A 19,577-nucleotide genomic window follows, 5' to 3' on the forward strand; every position below is an offset into this window, starting at 1 on the left:
TGTTATCAATTTTGTTTGTGTCGGTTAATTGCAAAGCGCAACACTTCGACACGCTCAGTGTGACAATGTATAAATTATGCATGAAAATTTTTTAAGCATTTTAAAATTACTTATTATACATTACTCATTACCAATACTAAAAAGCCAATCTGCACACAGTTTTTTCCAGTTTTCGTTCATTGGATCTTTATCAGTGACAAAAAAACGGTGGCCACCTTTCGGGAAAATAAACATTGCACCTTTCACCTTGTTTTTCGTCATCGCCTTGAAATACAAAATGCTGTTCATCGGCGGAACGGCTGTATCATCCTGATTGTGAAACAAAATTGTTGGAGGTGTTTTATCGGTCACCAGATTCTGCATGGAAAATTCCTTAATTTTTTCCGGAGAAGCGTTTTCGCCCAGCAAACTGTTGCGGCTTCCTTTGTGAGCATATTCGCCCAGATCAATGACCGGACAAAAAAGAATGGCAAAGTTTGGAATGCTCGAAATCGTTGACCAATCGCCTTTTAATTCTGTGTAATCTTTAGAAATATTGCTCGCCATTGTCGCCAGATGTCCGCCTGCTGAGGTTCCCACAACGCCCACCTGATCGGGTGAAATTCCATATTGTTCAGCATTTTTTCTGATATATTTTATGGAAGCCTGAATATCCTGTAACGGAGCAATTTCTCTTCGGATAAGATCTGGAGAAGTTGGAAGTCGGTAATTTAAAACAAAAGCAGAAATCCCAAGTGTATTCAACCATTTTGCAATCTGAAAACCGCCTTCATTGTAAGTCAGTTTGTAATATCCGCCACCGGGAATTATGATGACAGCCATTTTTTTTCTGTCTGCTTTCGGAGGTAGAAAAGCAAAAAGTTCAGTTTCAGGATTCTGGGTGATTGTTCCTTCTTTTTTCTCTTCAATATTTAATTTTAAGCCTTTGGAATTTGGCATTTGTCCTTTTGGCCAAACCACGATTTTTTCCTGAGCGGAAAGGCTAATACTGAAAAAAAAGAGAAAGGAAATCAGGATGAGATTTTTCATTTTATTTGCGATTTGGTATCAGTGAAAAATGAAATAATGTATTTAATTTATTGTAAAAAATCTTCTCTGAAAGGTGTGAAAGAATCAATAAGCTGACCTGCTTCCAAACATTTTACGCCGTGAAAAATATTCGGTTGGGCAAAAAATCCGTCACCTTGTTTCAAAATTTTTGTCTTACCGTCAACCGTAACTTCAAACTGTCCTGAAGCAACGTATGTAATTTGAGAATGAAAATGCTTATGCAAAGATCCGATCGCATCTTTCTCAAATTTAACGATGACCATCATGACCTGAGAATTGTATCCCACGAATTGCCTTGAAACACCGTTTCCTAAATCTTCCCAGTCGGAATTGCCGTCGAAAAATGGTTCTTTTTTGAAATTCATTTTTTGTTTTAATTTAGCTTTAATTAAACTTATATACACACTTTGTCATTCCGTAGGAATCTCGACTAACTAAAATCAAGATTCAAAGTTTAGATTCCTGTGGAATGACAAACTAAGTGTTGATTTTCTCTCGCAGATTTTCCAGACTGAACAGATCATTTTTGTATTAAATCTGTTAAAATCTGTGCGATCTGTGGGACATTATTTAATATATTTTTCCAAACCTGTCTTTAAGTTCTTTAAAGACTTTGTAGCCAGTTTTGCAACCGTTTCTGCACCCAATTTTGAGAGATGCGTGTCATCGGCTTTATCTTTTTCATAATAGGCATTTTCACCTGCTTTAAAGTATAAATGCAATAGTTTTGATTTTTCAGGACCTGCAGCAATTTCCATTTGTTCGGTTAGCAATTGCATGTCTACAAAAGCAACTTTCATGTCATCAGCAACCATTCTTACCACCAAAGGATAATCCGTGTGCGTGTCGATTAAAACACCGTTTTCGTTAAAATTTCTTCTGGTTATAGAAGTCATCAAAATTGGTGTAGCACCTTTAGCACGAGTCTCGTTCACATATCTTTCAAGATTCGCTCTGTACTGCGTATGAGGATTGGTAAATTTGGTAGAATCTTTCAGTTTCTGATCATTATGGCCGAACTGAATCACTACAAAATCTCCTTTTTTCAATTGTTTTTCCACTTTATCCCATCTTCCTTCACTTCGGAAACTTTTTGAGCTTCGTCCGTTCATTGCGTGGTTTTGTAATTCAATTCCTGTTGTCAAAAATTGTGGCAAAACCTGTCCCCATCCGTGTTCCGGATTTTTATCGGGATTGTCTTTGTTTGACATGGTTGAGTCGCCGATTAAAAATAAGGTTGGTTTTTTCTGTGCAAATGTGATTACTGAAATTACGATGCTTAGAATTAAAAGTATTTTTTTCATTTTAATTTTTATTTAATGTGTAAAATTTTAAACCGCAAAAGAATCAAAAGAAATGATTAAAAATAAGACTGTCAAAAGTTTGCAAAATGTAAAAGTTTCATTTTGCAAACTTTTGATGATCTATCATTCTCGACCGTCTTTTGTTTCTTTTGCGGTAAAATATCTTTTCATTGTATGGTTTTATTATTGTGAAATGCTTCGACAGGCTCAGCATGACATCGCTAATACTAACTGTTATATTTAAATGGCTTTGAGATTGCTCATTACCAATTACTTATTAAGCATATCCGGATTCCAGTCTCCGAAAATGTTTTTGATGGTGTATTTTTTTGATTCTTTTTTTGTCAGTTGATGCGACCATGGTACACGGTTTTCGGTTTTTCCGCCTTCGCCTTTACTTTTGTATTCTGCGTAGTATGCGGTTTTGTCTTTGTCCGGGAACATTTTGTCGCCTTTCCAAGGGTTCCAGCCTTCAGGAAGGATGTGGTTGCCCATTTCGGTATTGATGAAAACGGTTCTTGCATAAGATCTCCAAGGTCTTCCGAGGAAAACTTTTGTGATTCCTTCTTTTGCAATCAATTTGCAGTCGAAGAAAACATAGCCAAAACTTTTTGACTGATCCGTTGATGCCGCTGTGATGTAAGAATTGGCTAAACTTTTTATCGTACAGTTTTTAAAAATAACCGTTGCAGAACCGAATAGAAAATCAGTTGTTCCTTCAATATAGCAGTTTTCATAATATTGTCTGCTGTGATTTCCGCCTGTATAAACCGTGTCCTGACAACCTAAAATTTTAGAATCTTTGATGATAAAACGGTCACCTTCTACATGAAGTGCAACTGCCTGTCCTTGGTTGCAGGATGCATTCTGAATGGTAAGATTTAAAATTTTAATATCATCCGACATTACTAAAAGTGTGTACGAATTGAAAGTCGTCATTTTTTCATTCAAAGCATCCAGTTTTCCTGAATAATCATCGTTGGAAATGATCGTATTTTCCTTACTGTCGCCCTGTAAAGTGATTTTATGTTTTGAAGATGGAATGACGATCTTCTCATTGTACGTTCCAGCTTTTATTTTAACCAAAGCTTCACCCGGACCGAGATCTCGAATCGATGTAATTGCTTTTTGAATAGAAGTGAATTGTCCGCTTCCGTCTTGTGCTACCGTAATAGTAATGTATGGATTGCTTTGTGCAAGTACAGAATTGGTTACTGAAAAGAGAAGTATCAAAAATATTTTTTTCATAAATACATTTTATGATTGATTCTTAATTTTTTAAATGCAAAGGTTATATTTAAATCTTATACTTAAAGAATTTGAACAAGTTGCTTGAAGTTTAAACATTATTAATTCTTAATTTTTTAACGCAAAGATTTTTTTTTGCTATATATTTTAAGGAGCAGAGGATGCGAACAAAGTCGCTTAAGCCTGAAAATAATCGTGAGCTTAAAATCAATTTATTGATTATTCTTTGCTCTTTAAACGTTTTCAATCAAATTAAATCTTTGCGTTTTAATTTTGCCTAAACTTAAACTTAAACTTAAACTTAAACCTAAACCTAAACCTAAAACTTACTTCAAATATTTATCTAAAAACTGAAGCGTCAAATCCAAAGTTTCTGTAAACCAAGGTTCTGCAGACCAAAAGGAATGTGGTGTATCTTTAATTTCATGAACCTCTGTTGGAGTATTAAAACTTTTCAGTTTTTTCATCATATCGTCTCTTCCCGCATGAAAACGAGGCTGAGAACTGTTGATGAAAATTGTCGGAGGTGTATTTTTATCAACAAATTCTAAAGGTGAAGCATCTTTCCAGATTTCAGGATTGTCTTTTTGAGCATAACCAAGCCAAAAAGCGTCGTAAGTTCCTTCTTTTCCGGATTCTTCATGAATAAATGACACAACACCGTCAATATTAACGATGGTTTTTATTTTACCTTTAGATTTTACGCCAACCAATGTTGCAATCTGTGCTCCGGCTGATTCTCCCAAAATTCCGATTTTTTTTGTGTTTAAATAATACTTTTTTTTGTTTTTCTTCAAATATTCAATAGCATTATTCACATCATCAATCGCCGCGGGATATTTTGCGACTTCGCTCAGACGGTAACCAACTGCAATGGCAACATAACCTTTGGCTGCCAATTCCTGAGCCATATATTTTTCATTTTCCTTGCTTCCCGAAATCCAGCCGCCACCGTGAATCAAAGCGATTCCCGGATGTTTTGTGGATTTGTCGAGAGGGTAGTAGATGTCTGCTTTCAGGGAAAGTCCGTTGATGTTGGCATATTCTACATCCTTATCAATTCCTATATTTACAGGAACCGGTCTGTTCAAAGGCGTGATGAACGGATGTTTCTTTTTTAGTTTTTCATACGTTGCTTCATTTGTATAAGGAGTACCAGTATTCGGTTTTGTCTGACCGAATACTGATGTAACTCCTACAAAAAAAACAAAAAGAAAATATAGTTTGTGAAAACTCATTTTTAAAATAATATTTGGTGTCTAATTAACTTTAAAACTTAAAATTTGACCACAAAAGGCACAAAAGTTTTAACACATTAGAAAATTTTAAGTCTACAAGTTTGAAAATATGAAGAACACATAAGTTTAAAAATCAGAGATTTTTCTTTTACCTTATATCCAAAACTCATATCTAAATTTACTTTACTGCATTTTTTGCAATCTCTTTCGAAACCTGCAATTGCTCTCCAGTTACATTTTTTGGTAATTTAACAGCTGAAGTTTTGCTTCCTAAAACTTTAATTGTCGGTTTTTGAGAAGCTTCCAACTGAAGAGTAGATAGGTCTACGTTTTTACTGTTGTAAACAATTGCTCCTGTTCCTTCGCTGTATTTCAATTTTACGTTTTTCAAAACAATTCCGTCTGCATCTACGATGGTTAATGCTTTTTTGGTGTCAAACTGAGAATCTTCAATCACGATGTTTTTAATATTCATTTCAGCTAAACCATTGATGGCAACTGCTTCATAAGAATTAACCGCATTGATGTTTTTAAAATAAATATTTCTGAAAATCGGCGTTTTTTCTGTTACAGGAAATACTTTTTCAGGAACCTTATTTCCTTCTGCATTTTGCCCGTCTTCCAAAACCGGAGAAGCCCCTTCATAGAACATATTAAACCCAATAGTTTGAGTCGGAATGTTGATCATATCAATGTTTTTGACATAAATATTTTCAACAACACCACCTCTTCCACGGGTTGTTTTGAAACGGAGACCAATATCGGTTCCAATAAAAGTACAGTCTGAAACGTGAATATTTCTCGCACCTCCCGACATTTCACTTCCAATAACGAAACCTCCGTGACCATGATATACAACATTGTTTTTAATGATCACATTTTCAGTTGGCATGTTTCTTTTTCTACCATCTTCATCTTTACCTGATTTAATACAGATTGCGTCATCACCTACGTCAAAAGTATTGTCGTAGATCAAAACATTTTTACATGATTCTAAATCTACGCCGTCACCGTTCTGAGAATACCAAGGATTTCTAACCGTAAGATTTTTAAGGATAATATTTGAAGACATCAATGGGTGAAGGTTCCACGCTGGAGAGTTCTGGAAGGTTGGTCCATCCAAAAGAACTTTATCGCAACCTACGATACTTACCATTACCGGACGAAGGAAATCTTTTACAGATTCCAGTTCAGATTTGTTGATTTTATCGGGAACATTAAAACTTGAGCTGCTTTCAAATCCTTTTTTATAACTTTCTGAAGGATACCATGTTTTACCATCAGCAGAAACAATTCCACCTGAAGAAACAAATTTTTTCCATTCAGTTTCAGACAGTTTTCCTTTTTTTACAGCTCTCCATGCATCACCATTTCCGTCGATTACGCCTTTTCCTGTAATCGCAATATTTGTAGCATTTCTTGCAGAAATTGGAGATTGGCAACGGATGGTATTCAGACCTTCAAAACTCACATCAACCAAAGGATAATCACTTTTATCTTTGCTGAACGTAATAAATGCACCGTCTTCGATATGAAGATTGATGTTGCTTTGCAAAACGATGGGTCCTGTTAACCAAAGTCCTCTTGGAACCACCAGTTTACCGCCACCTTTTTTCACCAAAGCGTCGATTGCCTTTTTGAAAGCTTCTGTATTTTTCACACTTCCCCCTGCAACACCACCGAAATCTTTGATCGATACGGTATTTGCTGAGAAAGATGTTTCTGCCACTTTAGGCATTTTAAACTCAATTCCTTTATAAATATCTGTATTCTGAGCGTAGAACTGTCCCGAAAACATCATTGCCGCGACAAGACCTATTATTTTGAATGACTTCTTCATTATTTCTTTATTATTTAGTTTTAATTATATTTTTAAATTCTGTGAACACCATCTGTGCCACCACTTTTGCTCCTTCCGGCTGAAAATGGGTGTTGTCTTTATTGCCTTTCGGATATGCTTCATAAACGCCTTCCGGAAGATTCATAAAGTAATGACTGCTCACATAATCCTGACCTTTTTTGGTGAAAAAATCCATAGATATTTTGTTTAAATCGATATGCGGAACATTCATTTCCTTAGCAATATCGATTGGAGCCTGCCAATATTCACCATGTACATTTTCCAGTTTCCCATCTTTCCATGGGAAGTTTCTTGCAACCGGAGTGATGATAATGGGTTTGCCGCCTTTCTGAATGGTTTGGGTTACGAATAATCTTAAAAATTCTTTGTACCCTTCGATATTTACGTAGCGTTCTGTATGTTTTTCTGAACCGTCGTTGTGACCGAACTGCATCATCACGTAATCGCCGGGTTTTAAATTTTCATACACATATCTCCATCTTCCTTCCTGAAAAAATGTTCTTGTGCTTCTTCCGCCGTGCGCTCTATCAATGATTTTTACCGAATCTTTTAATGACATCAAACCTTTCAAACTGTCTTTCACAAAAAACGGCTGAAAAACCTGTCCCCATCCTGTAACGGGATAACGAACCTTCATATAATCTTTGCCAGGCTCATAATTTCCTGTGTAATCAGCCATTGTAGAATCGCCAATGAGGAAAATATGGGTGACTTTTTTATCAGATTTAGTTTTAGCAACGGCATTTCGCGACTGACATGACGACAGAAGAAATGCGGCAACTAAAAATAAAATGATATGATTAAATGTTTTGTTCATTATTGAAATTATCAAGCACGAATTTTCTAAACTTTTGATTTCATAAACCTAACGGGTTTTGAAAACCCGTTAGGTTTAGTAGCCTTTTTTTCTCTGCAGACTCAGCAAATCAGACAGATTTTTCTTTAATATTCATCTGTTAAAATCCTTGAAATCTGTGGGAAATTTAATCTTTTGTAATTCTAAAATATTCAAAATCTGCGTATCCACCGCGGTTTGCTTTCTGCGTACTTACAGAATATAACCCGACTTTGGCACCAATCCATTTTCCTGGTTTTGCCTGAAACGGTTCGCCCACTTTAATGAAATTCTTTCCGTTTTCGCTGTAACTGAAGGTGCAAATTCCGTTTGGTTCGCTGACGTATACTTTGAAATACGCTTCGTTTCCTTTTAATTTGGTTTCAAATAAAACTTTTTCCTCGCCACCTTTTTCAGCCTTTTCAGCTTTTCTCAACTGAACATAATATCCATCGGTTTTATTGGTGATTACAAGCGATGCGTGATCCATTCCCATGACCAAAAGTCCCGCAGTTTTTCCTTCCTTGGCATCTTCGGGAGTCAACTTAACTTTAGTTGACGCTACAAAATTCGGAGCCGGAAATTTTTGAGTTAAAAGATTCGGAACATTCCAAAGGTTTTTATCGTTTTCGCCCATTTTCATGGAGAATAGTCTCAGGAATTTCTGTCCGGGCAGTTTGGATGACCAAACGATGTTTTCGTTCGCGCTCCATTGCCACTGCAGACCTAATTTTTCACCATCAAACTCATCCGTTTCCGCTGGAGTTACGACAGGATAAGTTTTCCCGACGTTTGGTTTTTTATATGTTAAAACCGGTTCACCGATTCCGTTTTTATCGTTGTCGATTCCAATTACAGGCCAGTCTTTTTCCCATTTCATCGGCTGCAAATGCACTATTCTTCCTCCCGCATCGACATCCTGAAAATGGTAGAACCAGTCTTCACCTGAAGGGGTATCCACCCAAGCTCCCTGATGCGGACCGTTTATTTTTGTTTTGCCCTGTTCGAGAACAATTTTCTCTTCGTAGGGGCCGTATATATTTTTTGATCTTAAAACCAACTGCCAACCTGTAGCCACACCACCCGCCGGAGCGAAAACGTAGTAATAGCCGTTTCTTTTATACATTTTTGGACCTTCAACCGTTGGATGAGCGTCGTGACCGTCGAAAATATGAACGCCTTTATCCAAAACTTTTGTTCCTTCAGGATTCATTTTGTTTAAAGACAAAATACTTTTTACACCGGCTCGGCTTCCTGCCCAACCATGAACCAAATAGGCCTGTCCGTCTTCATCCCAGAACGGGCAGGAATCGATTAAACCTTTTCCTTCCATGACCAAAACGGGTTCGTCCCATTTTCCAAGAGGATCTTTGGTTTTTACCATATAAATTCCGAAATCCGGGTCGCCCCAGTAAATGTAGAATTCCCCTTTGTGGAAACGGATACTTGGTGCCCAAACCGCATCACCTCTTCTCGGAACAGCGAAATGTTCTTTCGGTAAAACATCCTGAATTGCATAGTTCACCAATTTCCAGTTGACCATATCTTTTGAATGAAGAATAGGCAATCCCGGAGCTTCGTTGAAACTTGAAGCGGTCATATAATAATCATCGCCAACGCGCGTAACGTCTGGATCTGAATAATCTGCGTATAAGATCGGGTTTCTGAAATTTTTTCCCTGATCGGCAGTCCAGACTTCTGAAACGTAGGGTTTTTCCTGTGCATTTAAGTATGTTGATGCAATGGAAAATGCGGTGACTGAAAGTATATTTAAAATTTTGTTTGTCATAAAATCAGATTTTTGATCTGTTTAGATTTTTAATCCCGAAATTTTGGGACAAAGATTTTTTTAAAGTTGCTCTGCATACTTTTAGTTCGCAAAAGCGTTCTGCTTAGCAAAGGCTTTATGTTTTTAAAATAATATTTTAACCATTAAGTTTTTATTAAGAAGTTTAGAAAAATTAAGCTGAGCTTCGCTTTAAGCAAGTAGCTTAATAAAATCTCAGATTTAAGCCTTAATAAATCTTAACTTCTTAAATCTCCTTAATGGTTTAATGGTTTTAAAAATTATTTTTCAAATTCCAAACTCGCCAAAATAAATGGTCCCGTTCCTTTTCCGTCATTTGAACGGATCTCTTCATTGACGTAATATTCGTAAGAACCGTCTCTGTAAGGTTTTCCTCCCAGACCGGCAACGGCACAACATTTATTTAAATTTACAACACCATTTTCATCAACTGTAATCAGATTTTTGATAATTCCGTCGTAGCCTTTTTTAGCGGCAGCTTTGTATGATTTTGGCAGGTATCCTTTGTTCACAGATTTAATCATTGTGTAGACAAACATCGCTGAAGCAGTCGCTTCTTCATAATTTTTGTTTGCCAATGGCTTATCTAAAACCTGATACCAAAGTCCGGATTTTTTATCCTGATATTTGATAACAGCGTCAGAATAAGATTTGATGTAAGAAATAATTCTCTCTCTTCCCGGATGGTCTTTCGGTAAATAATCTAAAACGTCTACCATTGCCATTCCGTACCAACCCATTGCTCTTCCCCAGAAATTTGGTGAAAGTCCGGTTTGTTTGTCTGCCCATGCCTGTTCTTTACTTTCATCCCAGGCGTGATACAGCAATCCAGTTTTTTTGTCTAAAAGATTTTTCTGAACAGAGTCGAACTGCATTACGATATCATCATATGCTTTTGCTGCATCTGCACCTTTTGTGAAATCTTTCGTATAATGCGTGTAGAAAGGCATTCCCATGTACAAACCATCTAACCAAACCTGATAAGGATAGATTTTTTTGTGCCAGAAAGAACCTTCATTTGTTCTTGGCTGTCCGTCGATTTGTAAACGAAGGGTTTGAAGCGCTTTCAGGTATTTGTCTTTTTTCTCTTTTTCGTAAAGATAAAGCAATACGTTTCCACTGTTCAGCATGTCGATGTTGTACTTGTCAAGGTCGTAGGTTACGATGGTACCGTCGTCCTTGATCAAAGTTTCGCCGAAACCGCTGATGTAGTCGTAGTATTCTTTTTTACCTGTTTTGATGTAAAGCTGCTCAGCTCCATCCAACACAATTGCTGATGGATACGTCCATTTCGGGCTTTTGCTGAAATCGAGCATCCAAGCTTCAGGGAATCTCTGCATTTCAGAAAGCATCATTCTTTCAGACCATTTCAGGTTGGTAGGAACTACTTTTCCTGATTTTGCAGTTTGAGTTGTCGCTTTTGCAGCCGTAGCCGTTTTTGTCTGTGCACAGGCAAGGAACATTCCCGAACCTAAAACCGCAACAGCGTATATTTTTAATTTTTGATTAATAAAACTCATTGTAAGTCAATTTTAAAGTTGATTGTTATTATCTAAAATTTCTAATTTTTTATCTAAATCTCTGTAGAATTCTTCTTCCGTTTTTATTCCGTTTGGTTCCTGAGACCAGGCTCCCATAAAGTAATACGAAACATTTTTGTTCTTTTTGAAAACCACCACGTGGGTCGATTTCGTTTTTACAATTTTATCTAAATTTCCGATAGGGTAGAAGATCACCATTCCCAGATTATCTTCTTTTTTAGCCAAAGTCTGCGTTCCGTATGTTGCAATGTAGCCCCATTTTTTGTTTTTACTGACCGCCTCTTTCATGGGAATATCTTTAAAAGCGACAATTCCGGTACATAATCCTGAAATTGTTTCATTTAAATTTAAATCAACCTTCACAAAACGGTCTCTGTTGAAAATTGTCAGCTTCGACTGAAGGTCAACTGCTTTTCCCCATGTTTTCCAGCCTTTGTAATCTATGGTTGCGAAGGATTTATCGCTTTCGTTAACAGCTTTTGCAGTGGTGGTTTTTACCGTTTTAAAAGTTTCGACAAAATCATTCTGATCATCATATCTACCGTAAGAACCGACTCCGATGGTACGGCCTGATTTCAAAATATCCTGTCCCCAAGGTGCGTCGTGATGATAGGTTTCAAAGCCGTCCTGTCCGACTTCCGGCAACACCAGAGTATTCACTTTTTTTCCGAAAATATCTGTGGCATTTCTCCAGTCAAGGTATAATCTGTAACCGATCTGATTGTTTTCTAAACCGATTCCTTCGTATCTTATGTAGTAAGAATGGTCGGTATGTTCGGTTGGAAGTTGCAGTTCGTTGATGTTTTTAAAGGCTCCGCCGATGTACTCGTTGCCCTGCCATTTTCCGCCGTCTTTTATTGATAATTCTGCGTAGGAAAAAGGAGCTTTCGGGCTTTTGCGGATTTTCTCAATCACATTTTTCTGTGCGAACGATGAACCGCCAGCGAAAATTGCTCCTCCTAATAGTATTTTGAATAGGTTTGATTTTATCTGTACTGACATATTTTTTATTTTAGATAACCTTAAAGTCTGAAAGTTCAGTGACTACCGTTGATTTTCGGTTATTTTTTTCACGAGGTCATTCATATACACCTCAATATTATCATAGTTTTTATCTAAATCTTTTCCGTTGGCATTGGCCGTTTTCGGATCAAGATTATTTTTGATTTCCCAATCATCGGGCATTCCGTCGTTGTCTGAATCAAGAGGAGTTTTTCCTGGTTTTAAAACAGGGAATCCACCAACATCTTCCTGAGAATCGATGATTCCGTTGTCACTTCCAAGCGACCCCTTGTGAGAGAAAGTTCCTTTTTTCACATGTTCCAAAACCCGTAAATCTACAGCATCTCTCACCAAACTTGCGCCTCCAATTTTTAATATTTTTTCGTAGGCCTCCTTTGGAGATTCAGTTTTCACATTATTCTGAATATCGTGTGGCTGATTTATTTTAATTGAGTTTTTATCAGCATCTGTCAACTTATACGCAGGTTTCATTTGATTAAAAACTCCCAAATTCCAGTTGTCTGCAGTAACTTCCGGGCTTCCTTCCACAACATTTCCATTGATGTAGTATTTGCCCCAAATGTTGTAAACCTCAGTGCCCGCTTTTTCATTTTTATCAATTGCTCCAATTCTTTTATTCGTCATTGTCGCAGGACCAGGTTTGTAATAATTGTTGACCATATTCACATTCATTCCTTCACCTCCGTAGACATTATTGTGCCCCCAATTGTAAATGACATTATTTCTGAAATCGGTCAGATCGGTCAGCGCAAATTTACTTCCCGCATATTCTCCCAGTCTCGGATTTCTGCTGTCGTGGTTTGCATAAATATTATGATGAAAAGATGCGAATTTTCCACCGGCAATTCCGCCGTATCCGTGAGCGCCTTTCTGGTGGGCAGAGTTTCTAAGGCTTTCTGTAATCACACACCACTGAAGCGTCGTATTTTCGTTGACGTAGATTGAAACCGTTTCGTCTGTTGACCAGCTCATCGAACAGTGATCAACGATTAAATTTTTTATAAATCTTGCGCCTAAAGCATCACCTTCATACTTTTTTTTATCACCCATTCTGAAACGCATATAACGGATGATCACATTGTCTGCTGCCACAAAAGTTTCGTAGTTGGCAACGGTAATTCCGTCTCCGGGAGCGGTTTGTCCGGCAATCGTAACGTCGCCTTCTTTTATTCTTAATGGGGATTCAAGGGAAATCTTTCCGGCAGTTCTGAAAACAATATATCTCGGACCTTTTTGTTCTAAAGCGTGTCTTAACGTACCTTCCGAACCGTCATCTGTCAGTTTAGTAATGAATAAAACCTTTCCACCACGTCCGCCGGTTGTAAATCTTCCAAAACCTTCAGCACCGGGGAAACTGATCAGCTTTCCTGAAACCACTGTTTCGGAATTGACTGACGTTTTTACCTGACTGGTGCAGCTTTGTAATGATAAAATTCCCAAAAGGAAGAGTGAAGAAAAAGCGTATTTCATTGAAAACTTTTTGAGATTATTGAGCGGCTTTTTTGTAGTTCCAGTTGTCTTTTCCGGACAGAATATTTTTGGCAGTATATTTTTTACTTTCTTCTTTTGTCAGCTGATGAGACCACGAAACTCTTTTTTCAGTAGCTGCTCCAATACCTTTAGAGTTGTATTCTCCATAAAAAGTTGTCTTTTCAGCATCGACTTTTCCCCAATTGTGCCAACCTTCAAGTCTTATTGTGGAATCGATTGCACAGTTAATGTAAACAGTCTTCGCAAAAGGTCTCCAAGGTCTTCCCAAATATACAGAATTTGCCGATGCATCTCCTGTTAAATTACAGTTAATAAATACATAACCAAACTCACTTCCTTCCGGAGTTGAAGCTGCAGTTACATATGATGCATTTTTTTTAGAGTAAATTGTACAGTTTTCAAAAACCGCAGTTCCGGCTCCGAAAATATAGTCGGTCGTTCCTTCGATGTAGCAGTTTTTAAAATAGTTTCTGGAAACTTTAGATTTATTCGGATTGTCCTGTGCACCTTTGGTATAAAGTGTATCCTGAAATCCTAAGAATTTACAGTTTTCAAAAGCAATTCTGTCACCTGTCGTTAAAACTGCAACGGCTTGTCCAACTGGTCCTGCATCGTTTTGAAATGTAATATTTTTAGCTGAAAAATCGTCAGAGAAAATAAAAATGCTTGATGAACCTGTGGTTCCGATGTTTTTACCTTCAGCGTTCTGCTTTGAAGCATGATCACCGTACACTAAAATAGTATTTTCTGCATTTTCACCAATAAGAGTGATAGGGCTTTTTGAAGCATCTACTGTAATTTTTTCTCTGTAAGTTCCTGGTTTTACAATAATTTTTGTTCTTACCGTTTTTCCTTCTTCAACAGAATTTATTGCCTCTTGAATGGTAGTGAAATTACCTTTTCCGTCTTTCGAAACTACGATGGTTTTAACCTCATTAATCTTGAAAGAAAGAAGACTGATTACAACTACTGAAAATAGGGTTAAGAAGTTTAGTTTTTTGTAAAAATTTGAAATCTTCATAGATTTTAATTTTCATTAGGAAAATACAGACTTTACCCCAATGAAGGAGAAAGTCTGTATTAAAATTAATATGAATGTATCTTGATTCTAGTAACCGTAATCTTGAGTAAGATTGTAGTTATTTTGAATATATTCGAAATAGATAGGCAATAATTCTCTCTTATTTGCCTGGAAATATTGTGCATATCCTGCGGAAGGATCATTTACATATGTTGCAGTAATTCCTGATCTCCAAGCAATTGATTTGTAACCTGCAGGAGTCGTTGCAGACTGATTAGGAAGGTAAAATACCTGAGTTTTGTCTGTTCCTGTTGTATAAACGTCGATTGCAGCGATGTTTTGCTGAGCCGTTTTTGTAGGATCATAAACTGAAGCTTTATAGTAAATATTCATTGGTACATTTGCATAAGCTCCTACACCGTTGATAAAATCAGTCAGTTTTTGTTTAGTTTCAGTAATTTTTGAGGCTAATAAATTCCAACGGATCAAATCGTATTTTCTCATTCCTTCAGAACCTAATTCCAACAATCTTTCTTTCACAACTGCATTAAAGAATCCTACTTTGTCAGAAGGAATCGTTCCTACCTGTCCAAGATTTCCTGTATAAGCTCTGTTTCTTACTGCTAATAATGCATTTTTCGCTTCCTGTGAAGGAGCTCCGTGAATTTCGTTATCAGCTTCAGCAAACATTAACATTACATCAGAAAGACGGATTAAAGGCCAGTCAACCGCAAGTGTTTGAGAAGGTCCTGTAATACTTGTCCAAGATTTTCTGTATTTAGCATCTGTCCATGCGTTTGAAGCAGCCAATTCAGCCTGATTTGTTGCGTTAATTGTGAAGATACCTACGTTCATATCTCTTCTCAAGTCATATTTTGTAAACTCATAGAAGTAAGTTGGCAATGCATTGATACCACCACCACCTTTCCAGTTGGAATTGTCATGATGTTTAAGACCGTTGTAATATCCGATTTTAGAGTCTGTTCTAACACCGCCACCAAATGCTCCAACTGAGAAAATAACTTCATTGGTTGCATCTTGTGCATTTGTATGTAAAGCTCTGAATACATTTTCGTAGCTCGGATTTAAGCTATGTTCTCCTGTATGATTCATGATATCTTTACACTCGTCTAAAGCGATCTGATAATATTTTTGAGGATTTGATCCCTGAGCCATAATCTGTGGACTTCTTCTTAAAGAATATCCAGCTCTTGCCAAAGCAATTCTTGCTCTAAGACCTTTTACGGCACCCTTAGAAATTCTGTTGCTAGTAGTTCCGCCTTCTGATCTCCAAGGTACTAAAGTTGCAGCTTTTTCAAGATCATTTATCATTTGATCATAAATAATATCTCTATCTGTTTTTGGCTGGTTTTGCTCTGCTACATCAGAAGCAGGAACAAGGTAAAAAGGTACGTCTCCCCAGTTTCTGATAAGCTCGTAATAATATTGTGCTCTAAGCGTTAAAGCTTCGCCCAAATATCTGTCCATCAGTTTTTTATCATCCGCAGTTCCACTTTGCATCACAGGCGATAAAGGAATGTTTTTGATAACTAGATTTGCACGCTCAATTCCTGTATATAGTTTTGAGAAAGGACCGTTAAGTTCTGTATTTGTAGTACATGCGCCAAAAGTTGCCACACCTCTTCTGTCGTTACAGTTGTAACTTCCTGAAGTTCTGAAGTCATCTCCGGATTGAGTGATAATCAAAGATAATCTTTGTCCGTAACCGTCATCTCCGCCTAATTGAGCATACACTCCGATTAGTGCTGAAAAAGTATCTGCTGTACTGTCAAACTGTTGCGCTTCAGAGATACTTGAAAGGTTTTCCGGCTCAAGGAAATCGCTGCACGAATTAAGGAAAAGTGCACCTGCCAGAAAAGATAAAATAAATATTGATTTGCTTTTTTTCATGATAATAAATTTTAGAAAGTGATATCTACACCTGTTACAAAAAATCTGCTTCTAGGATATGCCGAATAATCAACTCCGGGAGTCAAAGGATTTCTTCTTGTACTAGCTTCAGGATCATATCCGCTGTATTTTGTAATAACAAAAACGTTGTTTACTGTAGCATACAATCTGAAATTTTTAACACCAACCGCATCCAATGAACCTTTTGGTAAAGTGAATCCTAAAGTTACGTTATTTAGTCTTAAGAAAGATCCGTCTTCAATCCCGTAAGAATGTAAAATGTATTGTCCTGTTGGTGGAGTCCACATTGTAGTGTTTGCGTTCAATGCTGCCAAAGCTGTAGGATCGTTTACTTTTACACCATTATTGTCAAACCATCTCCATCTGTCTGCAACTTCTGCAGCCATGTTGTTGTCTCTGTATAAATATTGAGTGGTATTCTCGATTTTATTAGCATTATATACTTTGTTTCCAACTGAGAAGTTGAAGAATAAACTCATGTCGAAATTTTTGTAACGGAAAGTCTGGTTAAAACCTCCATAGAATTTTGGTTGAGCGCTTCCCAATTCAGTTCTGTCTGCATCGGTAATTTGTCCGTCACCGTTTAAATCTTTTAGCTTAAGATCTCCCGGCTGAACTGCTTTTGCACCTAAAGCAATTGCACTACTACTTGGAACTCCCGCTTTTAGGGTATAAACCTGTGTTGCAGCATTATAATCAAAATCACTGATTTCGTATCTTCCTTCAGTTACATATCCGTAATAAGTACCAACTGAACTTCCAACTTTAGCGATAAAATCAAATCCTCCGATACCTCCAGATTGTACAAGATATGAGTCTTGTCCCGGACGAACACCACTTCCTAAACTTAAAATTTTGTTTTTGTTGGCAGAAAGGTTAATGTCTGTTTTCCATGTGAAGTCTTCCTTGTTAACGATAACACCTCCAAGCGTAAATTCTAAACCTTTGTTTTGAGTTTTACCTGAATTCTGGAACTGGTTTGAATATCCAGGAAAAGGAACTTTCGCTAAAACCAACAAGTCTTTTGTATCGGTAATATATCCGTCAACACTACCATACAATCTGCTGTTGAAAAATTCGAAATCAATACCGGCATTTTTAGATACTGTAGCTTCCCATTTTACATTAGGATTTGCCTGTGTAGTAGAGATTGCAGCTCCTGGTGTAACCGAAGTTCCGAATACGTATCCGTTGTTTGCACTTACGTTATAGAAATTTGCCCAAAGGTAAGATGTAATTCTGTTGTTCCCTGAAAGACCATATCCAACACGTAGTTTTAATTCGTCTAGCCAGTTAACATCTTTAAGAAACTTTTCTTCTTTAATTTTCCATGCTAATGAAGCCGCCGGAAAATATCCCCATTGGTTTCCTTTCATGAAAACATTTGATCCGTCAGCTCTTACAGATGCTGTAAGGATATATTTATTGGCATAAATATAATTAACACGTCCAAAAAATGAAGCCAGACGATCAGGTGGTAAAGCCGCTGTTCTTGCAGCATCCTGTATCAAACCAGCAGGTGGAGTAGCAGCAGCAATGTTAGCAAACGCTTCTTCAGGAAGGATAGATTTCGGGAACCATTTTACATAAGTATAGCTTGATTCTCCATCTGTTTTAATAATTTCCTGACCTAATAAAATATCTAATTTATGATCACCAAATTTTTTGGTATAATTTAATGTATTGGTATTGGTAATTCTTCTGGATTGAGATCTGTCTAACTGTACAATCGGCATATCAGCATTGGCTCTTGCCTGTGAGGTTACAACACCCCAAAATTGGTTGGTGATGATGTCTCTCTGTACATAACCGATAACACTTCTGAAAGTAATATCTTTCGTAATGTTCCAATTGATATAGCCATTTAATAATAAATCGTTTGATCTGTTGTCTCTTACTTCATTATCATTAAGGATCAAAGGATTTACAAGGTTGGTATTCGTTGCGTAGCTAGGATCAAAATCATCAACAGGAATATTAGATCCACCCTCGAAAGGTTGATATCTTACTGCGTTTCTCAATCTGTTATTACTCTGAGAACCAGTGCTTGATGTTCCTACACCGTTGATCAATGATCGGCTGTATCTTGCATTAAAACCAAATTTAAGTTTTTTGCTGATATCATAATCATATTTGAAATTTACCATGCTTCTTTTGAAGCCTGATTTCAACATAATACCGTCCTCATCAACATGATTTAATGTTAACGCAAAAGCTGATTTTTCAGAGCCTCCGTTTACGGTAAGGTTGTGTGTAAAGTTAAAGGCTTCTTTTCCGAATAATTCATCTTGCCAGTCTCTCGTTTTTACATTTTTGTATTTACTTTCCAATTCGTTGTATGTTCCATATCTCGTAGCAAATGCTGTGATATCGTCTGCAACACCATTTTTGTTGTAAAGCTCATACTGATACATTACAAATTGGTAAGGATCAAGAACATCCAGTGTGTTCATGATTTTTCTTACACCTGTAAAACCGTTGTAGTTGATTGTAGTAGTAGCTCTCTTACGACCACTTTTTGTGGTGATCAAAACAACTCCGTTTGCACCTCTAGAACCATAGATTGATGTAGATGAAGCATCTTTCAAAACTTCAATAGACTCAATTTCTTTTGGCGTTAAAAGAGACATTGCATTATCCATCTGTACGCCGTCGACAATATAAAGCGGAGCATTACTTCCGGTGATAGAAGTACCACCTCTTACTTTGATATCCACCTCTGCACCTGGTGAACCTTCACTTGTCTGAACCTGAACCCCGGCCAATCTCCCCTGAATTGCTTCAGCAGCACTGTTTACCGGCATGTCTTTCAAGGCTTCAGCTTTTACAGATGATACAGCGTTGGTAACATCTTTTTTAGAGACTTTGGTATAACCTACCAAAACCACTTCGTCAATATTGGTTTCCTTTTCTTTGCCTTTTTCCTGCGCCATACCAAGTACCGGAAGCAGAAAGACAGATAGATATAACCACTTAATTGATTGTACTTTTTTATTCATTATTATATCCTTATATAGTTTTTAAAGTATGGTCGAAAAGCGTTTTCAAGCCTTTCGCTTAGTTTTTTGTGGATTTTAAGTACTCTGTTTGATTTTATGTTTCTTTTTACGCTATTCTTGTGCAATCGATTGCGTAATTTTTCACAACTCATATTTATCGTGGGTTCTAAACTAATATTATTTTTCAATATGCAAAGAAAAAAATATTATTTTTTCATTAATTTGAC

General features: G+C 37.0%; 14 protein-coding genes. All 14 read right to left on the reverse strand.

Annotated elements, in window-relative coordinates:
- Positions 1-120: 120 nt before the first annotated feature.
- Positions 121-1,029, reverse strand: coding sequence for an alpha/beta hydrolase (locus tag NZ698_RS16480; protein WP_263004313.1), 909 nt, complete (start codon positions 1,027-1,029; stop codon positions 121-123).
- A 47-nt stretch (positions 1,030-1,076) separates the two neighbouring features.
- A complete protein-coding gene (locus NZ698_RS16485) occupies positions 1,077-1,415 on the reverse strand; it encodes a cupin domain-containing protein (protein ID WP_263004314.1) in 339 nt (112 codons plus the stop codon).
- Positions 1,416-1,616: 201 nt separating this feature from the next.
- On the reverse strand, positions 1,617-2,354 hold the full coding sequence (locus NZ698_RS16490) for a rhamnogalacturonan acetylesterase (RefSeq protein ID WP_263004316.1): 738 nt from the start codon (positions 2,352-2,354) through the stop codon (positions 1,617-1,619).
- 270 nt (positions 2,355-2,624) lie between these two features.
- Positions 2,625-3,602 carry a pectinesterase family protein gene (locus NZ698_RS16495; protein WP_263004317.1) on the reverse strand — a complete coding sequence of 326 codons (978 nt, stop codon included), beginning with the start codon at positions 3,600-3,602 and terminating at the stop codon, positions 2,625-2,627.
- Between the two features lie 326 nt (positions 3,603-3,928).
- Positions 3,929-4,840, reverse strand: coding sequence for an alpha/beta hydrolase (locus NZ698_RS16500; RefSeq protein WP_263004318.1), 912 nt, complete (start codon positions 4,838-4,840; stop codon positions 3,929-3,931).
- Between the two features lie 178 nt (positions 4,841-5,018).
- A complete protein-coding gene (locus NZ698_RS16505; RefSeq protein WP_263004320.1) occupies positions 5,019-6,680 on the reverse strand; it encodes a glycoside hydrolase family 28 protein in 1,662 nt (553 codons plus the stop codon).
- 10 nt (positions 6,681-6,690) lie between these two features.
- Positions 6,691-7,518, reverse strand: coding sequence for a rhamnogalacturonan acetylesterase (locus NZ698_RS16510; RefSeq protein WP_263004321.1), 828 nt, complete (start codon positions 7,516-7,518; stop codon positions 6,691-6,693).
- Between the two features lie 166 nt (positions 7,519-7,684).
- Positions 7,685-9,325 (reverse strand): glycoside hydrolase family 43 protein, encoded by a 1,641-nt coding sequence (locus NZ698_RS16515; RefSeq protein ID WP_263004322.1) that lies wholly within the window; start codon positions 9,323-9,325, stop codon positions 7,685-7,687.
- Between the two features lie 278 nt (positions 9,326-9,603).
- Positions 9,604-10,863 carry a glycoside hydrolase family 88/105 protein gene (locus NZ698_RS16520; RefSeq protein ID WP_263004323.1) on the reverse strand — a complete coding sequence of 420 codons (1,260 nt, stop codon included), beginning with the start codon at positions 10,861-10,863 and terminating at the stop codon, positions 9,604-9,606.
- Between the two features lie 12 nt (positions 10,864-10,875).
- A complete protein-coding gene (locus NZ698_RS16525) occupies positions 10,876-11,886 on the reverse strand; it encodes a DUF4861 family protein (RefSeq protein WP_263004324.1) in 1,011 nt (336 codons plus the stop codon).
- 42 nt (positions 11,887-11,928) lie between these two features.
- Positions 11,929-13,377, reverse strand: a complete 1,449-nt coding sequence (locus tag NZ698_RS16530; protein ID WP_263004325.1) for a pectate lyase family protein — start codon at positions 13,375-13,377, stop codon at positions 11,929-11,931.
- A 16-nt stretch (positions 13,378-13,393) separates the two neighbouring features.
- Positions 13,394-14,419 (reverse strand): pectinesterase family protein, encoded by a 1,026-nt coding sequence (locus NZ698_RS16535; RefSeq protein WP_263004326.1) that lies wholly within the window; start codon positions 14,417-14,419, stop codon positions 13,394-13,396.
- An 87-nt stretch (positions 14,420-14,506) separates the two neighbouring features.
- A complete protein-coding gene (locus tag NZ698_RS16540; RefSeq protein WP_263004327.1) occupies positions 14,507-16,330 on the reverse strand; it encodes a RagB/SusD family nutrient uptake outer membrane protein in 1,824 nt (607 codons plus the stop codon).
- 11 nt (positions 16,331-16,341) lie between these two features.
- Positions 16,342-19,350 (reverse strand): SusC/RagA family TonB-linked outer membrane protein, encoded by a 3,009-nt coding sequence (locus NZ698_RS16545; protein WP_263004328.1) that lies wholly within the window; start codon positions 19,348-19,350, stop codon positions 16,342-16,344.
- Between the last annotated feature and the right edge of the window lie 227 nt (positions 19,351-19,577).

The organism is Chryseobacterium edaphi, from assembly GCF_025628985.1.
Lineage (GTDB): Bacteria > Bacteroidota > Bacteroidia > Flavobacteriales > Weeksellaceae > Chryseobacterium > Chryseobacterium edaphi.

Bases quoted from the DNA above. Each gene is read 5' to 3' on its own strand.
- NZ698_RS16480 (WP_263004313.1), bottom strand. From the start codon at position 1,029: ATGAAAAATCTCATCCTGATTTCCTTTCTCTTTTTTTTCAGTATTAGC.
- NZ698_RS16485 (WP_263004314.1), bottom strand. From the start codon at position 1,415: ATGAATTTCAAAAAAGAACCATTTTTCGACGGCAATTCCGACTGGGAA.
- NZ698_RS16490 (WP_263004316.1), bottom strand. From the start codon at position 2,354: ATGAAAAAAATACTTTTAATTCTAAGCATCGTAATTTCAGTAATCACA.
- NZ698_RS16495 (WP_263004317.1), bottom strand. From the start codon at position 3,602: ATGAAAAAAATATTTTTGATACTTCTCTTTTCAGTAACCAATTCTGTA.
- NZ698_RS16500 (WP_263004318.1), bottom strand. From the start codon at position 4,840: ATGAGTTTTCACAAACTATATTTTCTTTTTGTTTTTTTTGTAGGAGTT.
- NZ698_RS16505 (WP_263004320.1), bottom strand. From the start codon at position 6,680: ATGAAGAAGTCATTCAAAATAATAGGTCTTGTCGCGGCAATGATGTTT.
- NZ698_RS16510 (WP_263004321.1), bottom strand. From the start codon at position 7,518: ATGAACAAAACATTTAATCATATCATTTTATTTTTAGTTGCCGCATTT.
- NZ698_RS16515 (WP_263004322.1), bottom strand. From the start codon at position 9,325: ATGACAAACAAAATTTTAAATATACTTTCAGTCACCGCATTTTCCATT.
- NZ698_RS16520 (WP_263004323.1), bottom strand. From the start codon at position 10,863: ATGAGTTTTATTAATCAAAAATTAAAAATATACGCTGTTGCGGTTTTA.
- NZ698_RS16525 (WP_263004324.1), bottom strand. From the start codon at position 11,886: ATGTCAGTACAGATAAAATCAAACCTATTCAAAATACTATTAGGAGGA.
- NZ698_RS16530 (WP_263004325.1), bottom strand. From the start codon at position 13,377: ATGAAATACGCTTTTTCTTCACTCTTCCTTTTGGGAATTTTATCATTA.
- NZ698_RS16535 (WP_263004326.1), bottom strand. From the start codon at position 14,419: ATGAAGATTTCAAATTTTTACAAAAAACTAAACTTCTTAACCCTATTT.
- NZ698_RS16540 (WP_263004327.1), bottom strand. From the start codon at position 16,330: ATGAAAAAAAGCAAATCAATATTTATTTTATCTTTTCTGGCAGGTGCA.
- NZ698_RS16545 (WP_263004328.1), bottom strand. From the start codon at position 19,350: ATGAATAAAAAAGTACAATCAATTAAGTGGTTATATCTATCTGTCTTT.